The organism is Cytophagia bacterium CHB2 (genome assembly GCA_030263535.1).
Taxonomy (GTDB): domain Bacteria; phylum Zhuqueibacterota; class Zhuqueibacteria; order Zhuqueibacterales; family Zhuqueibacteraceae; genus Coneutiohabitans.
On the sequence record SZPB01000488.1, the window covers coordinates 1 to 3,834 of the forward strand.

Below are 3,834 nucleotides of genomic sequence, written 5' to 3' on the forward strand. Positions count from 1 at the left end.
GACGGACTTGGGACGGTCGAGCAGCGCGGCTTTGAGGGCGTGGCGCGTGGCATCGAAGCCGCCAGCGAGATAGGCGAGCACATACAGCGCGAGCGCCGCGGTTTTCGGCAACGCAAAAAACGTTTCTCCGAAATAGGCCGTTGCCAGAAATACACCGGACAGCAGCGACAGCACCAGTTCCCAATTGCGCTGCAGCCAATTCTCCGGCTTCTCTGGTTTTTGAATTTGATAGTTCAGTGCTTGTACGCGCTGAACTATTTTTTCGCGGGTGATTTTGGCGCTATCATATTCGACCCGCATTTTTTCTGCCGCGTAGTTCACTGCGACGGTCAAAATGCCGTCGACGCGACCCAGAATGTGCTCGATGCTGGCGGCGCAATCGCCGCAATCCATGTCGGTGATGCGGAACGTTTCGTGTTTGTAGCGCTCAGTCACTTCAGCGCCGGCTCTCTCGGCCAAACGCCGCACCTGATTGAGCGACACCAGATTGGGATCGTAATGCAGACAAAAACAAGCTTCGCCGTTCTTGCGTTCCACGTGCGCTTGCACAATGCCGCGCTGCGACCACACGCGCTCCAGCAAGCGCTCGACGCATTGATCTTTTTCATCTTCCACTTGCGGGAGCAAAAGAGGAATTTCCAATTGCAGTTCTTTTTCCATGCAGATTTCTCCAACGAACAGGAATCAGCTCCTGTCTTGTTCATCACAACGCCTCTTTCCCGCGATCACCGGTGCGAATCTTCACAACCTCTTCAACGTTGATGACGAAGATCTTTCCGTCGCCGGGATTGCCGGTATGAGCATTCTTCTGAATGGTCTCCACAACGCTTTCGACGAGCTCGTCCGGCACGACGATTTCGAGCTTGGCTTTGGGAATGTATTCCACCAAGTCGTCAATAATTTTATCTTGATCTTGACCAATGGGACTGCGCCCGAAACCGCGCACGTCGCGATCAACGGTGAGACCGGGCAGGCTTTCGATTTGCCGGAGCGCTTCGACGACTTTCGACAGCAAAAATGGGCGAATGATGGCTTTGACTTCTTTCATGGCTATCTCCGTTTAATGATTATGACTGGCCGGTTGACTGACCGGTCGCTGAAAAAATCAATTTCATCCTGCAATCGATGGAATCAAGCGACCGGCCAGTTTTTAATTTGTCATTTACATCTCTGCTTCGACTCTGGGTTTTTCAAACCACGCGTACAACGTCGGCAGCACCACCAGCGTCAGCAGTGTCGAGGTGATCAATCCGCCGATCACGACCGTTGCCAGCGGGCGTTGAATTTCGGAGCCGGGGCCGGTGGCGAAGAGCAACGGAATCAAACCGAGCATCGCCACCACCGCGGTCATCAGCACCGGGCGCAAGCGCAGCTCGCAGCCCTGCAGCACCGCCTCTTCGATGGGCCGGCCTTCTTCTCGCAGTTTGTTGAAATACGACACCAGCACGAGGCCGTTGAGCACGGCGACGCCGAACAGCGCGATGAATCCCACCGAGGCCGGCACGCTGAGATATTGGCCGGAAATAAATAAGCCCACGATGCCGCCGATGAGCGCGAACGGCAAATTCATGATGATGAGTCCGGCTTGCTTTATCGAATGGAAACTGGAGAACAGCAAAAAGAAAATCAGCGCGATGGTGAGCGGCACGATGATGGCGAGGCGCTGCATGGCGCGCTGCTGATTTTCGAACGCGCCGCCCCACGTGATGAAATAGCCGGACGGCAGCGTCACGCGCTCGCGAATTTTCTGCTGGGCCTCGGCCACAAAACTGCCGATATCGCGGTCATTCACGTTGCACTCCACCACGAGGCGGCGCTTAACGTCTTCGCGGCTGATTTGCACCGGGCCTTCGACGAGCGCGAGCTTCGCCAATTGCGCCAGCGGCAAGCGCATGCCCTCCGGCGTATCGACCAGAATGTTGCCGATGCTTTCCAAATCGTTGCGCCGATTTTCCGGAAAGCGCACGAGCACGCCGAAGCGCCGCTCGCCTTCAAACGCGTCCGTGGCAACTTTTCCGCCTACGGCGGTTTCGATGATTTCCTGAATGTCCGCGACGTTGATGCCGTAACGCGCGATTTTGGGGCGGTCGATCTCAATGGTGAAATACGGCTGGCCGGAGACCTGTTCGGCGCGCAGATCAGCCGCGCCGCGCACGCCCGACACCACTTTGACAATCTCATCGCCTTTGGCTTTGAGCACGTCCATGTCTTCGCCAAAAATTTTGATGGCGATTTGCGATTTGACGCCGGAGATCAGCTCATCGACGCGCAATGCAATCGGCTGCGTCATGTTGAACGCCACGCCGGGAATTTTTTCCAGCCGCTCGCGCATTTTTTCGACCAGCTCTTCTTTGGTTTTCGCCGTCGTCCATTCGCTGCGCGGCTTGAGCATGACGATGGGATCGCTCACGTTCGGCCCCATCGGATCGGTGGCGATTTCAGCGGTGCCGATTTTCGACACCATCGTCATCACCTCCGGAAATTCCATCAACGTTTGCTGCACGACGTTTTCGATGGCGACGGATTGCGGCAGCGAAATGCTCGGCAGCCGCAGCACTTGTGGCGTCAGCGAGCCTTCGTCGAGAATCGGAATAAACTCAGTGCCGAGAAATGGCACCAACGCCAGACTGGCAACGAGCATCACCGAAACGCCGGCGACCGCGGCAAGCGAGTTTGCTACGCCCATGCCGAGATTGTGGTGACCATGAAAGCCAATCTCGGTTTCCGGCTTCAATATGAGCAAACAAATCACCGGAATCACGAAGATCGACAGCAGCAGCGAGGCGAACAACGCAATGCTGATGGTGAGGGCGAGCGGCGCGAACATTTTGCCTTCCAAACCTTGCAGCGTCATGATGGGAAGAAAGGTGATGGCGATGATCATCTCACCGAAGAGGCTGGGCTTTCGCACTTCCAACACCGCTTCGAGCACGGTGTGCAGCTTGTGCTCGCCCGCGCCTTTTTCGGAGAGATGGCGCTGCACGTTTTCCACTTGAATGATCGCCGCGTCGATGACCATGCCGATGGAGATGGCGAGGCCGCCCAGCGTCATCAAGTTGGCCGAGAGATCGACCGCCTTCATGATGATGAACGTGCACAGCGTCGCCAACGGCAGGGTGAGCGCCACCACGAGCGCGCCGCGAAAGCTGCGCAAAAAGAGGTAGAGCACGATGATCACCAGCACCACGCCTTCTTCCAGCGCTTTGGTGACGGTGCTGATGCACGCCTCCACCAAATCGGTGCGGTCGTAAAACGCTTTGATATTTACGCCGCCGGGCAGGACTTTCTGCTCGTTGATCTCGGCTACTTTTTCCTTGACGTTAGCAGCCACGTCACGGCCCGAGCCGCCGCGAATCATCATCACGATGCCGACGACCGCTTCTCCTTTGCCGTCTTTGACGCTCGCGCCTTGCCGCACTTCCGGGCCGACGACGACTTCGGCAACGTTGCGCACGTAAATCGGCACGCCTTCGTGCTCCGCGACGACGATGTTACGGATGTCGTCAATCGTTTGAATGAGGCCAAGGCCGCGAACCACGTATTGCTCGGCGTTGTGGCTGAGAATGCCGCCGCCGGCATTGGCGTTGTTGGCGGCAATCGCCTCAAAAACTTCACGCAGCGAGAGTTTGTATTTGAACAATTGATCGGGATCGACCAACACGTGATACTGCTTGACGAAACCGCCGAACGAGTTCACGTCCGCGACACCGGGCACGGTTTTGAGCAAGGGCCGCACGAGCCAATCCTGCATGGTGCGCAAGTCGATGAGCTGTTCTTCGGTGAGTGGAGTGAAGTCGGACTGGCGCGATGAAGAGCTTGCATCGCCATCCGAAT

Annotated in this window: 3 protein-coding genes; all 3 read right to left on the bottom strand. The window is 56.8% G+C overall.

Annotation, left to right across the window (positions count from 1 at the left end; translation table 11 throughout):
- A partial coding sequence (locus tag FBQ85_27715) for a cation-translocating P-type ATPase (protein ID MDL1878921.1) occupies positions 1–660 on the bottom strand: 660 nt, incomplete at its 3' end.
- A gap of 43 nt (positions 661–703) precedes the next feature.
- On the bottom strand, positions 704–1,048 hold the full coding sequence (locus tag FBQ85_27720; GenBank protein ID MDL1878922.1) for a P-II family nitrogen regulator: 345 nt from the start codon (positions 1,046–1,048) through the stop codon (positions 704–706).
- A gap of 114 nt (positions 1,049–1,162) precedes the next feature.
- Positions 1,163–3,834, bottom strand: a 2,672-nt coding sequence (locus FBQ85_27725; GenBank protein MDL1878923.1) for an efflux RND transporter permease subunit, incomplete at its 5' end; no start/stop codon positions are given.

Coding starts and splice junctions, on each gene's coding strand:
- FBQ85_27720 (MDL1878922.1), bottom strand. CDS start 1,048: ATGAAAGAAGTCAAAGCCATCATTCGCCCATTTTTGCTGTCGAAAGTC.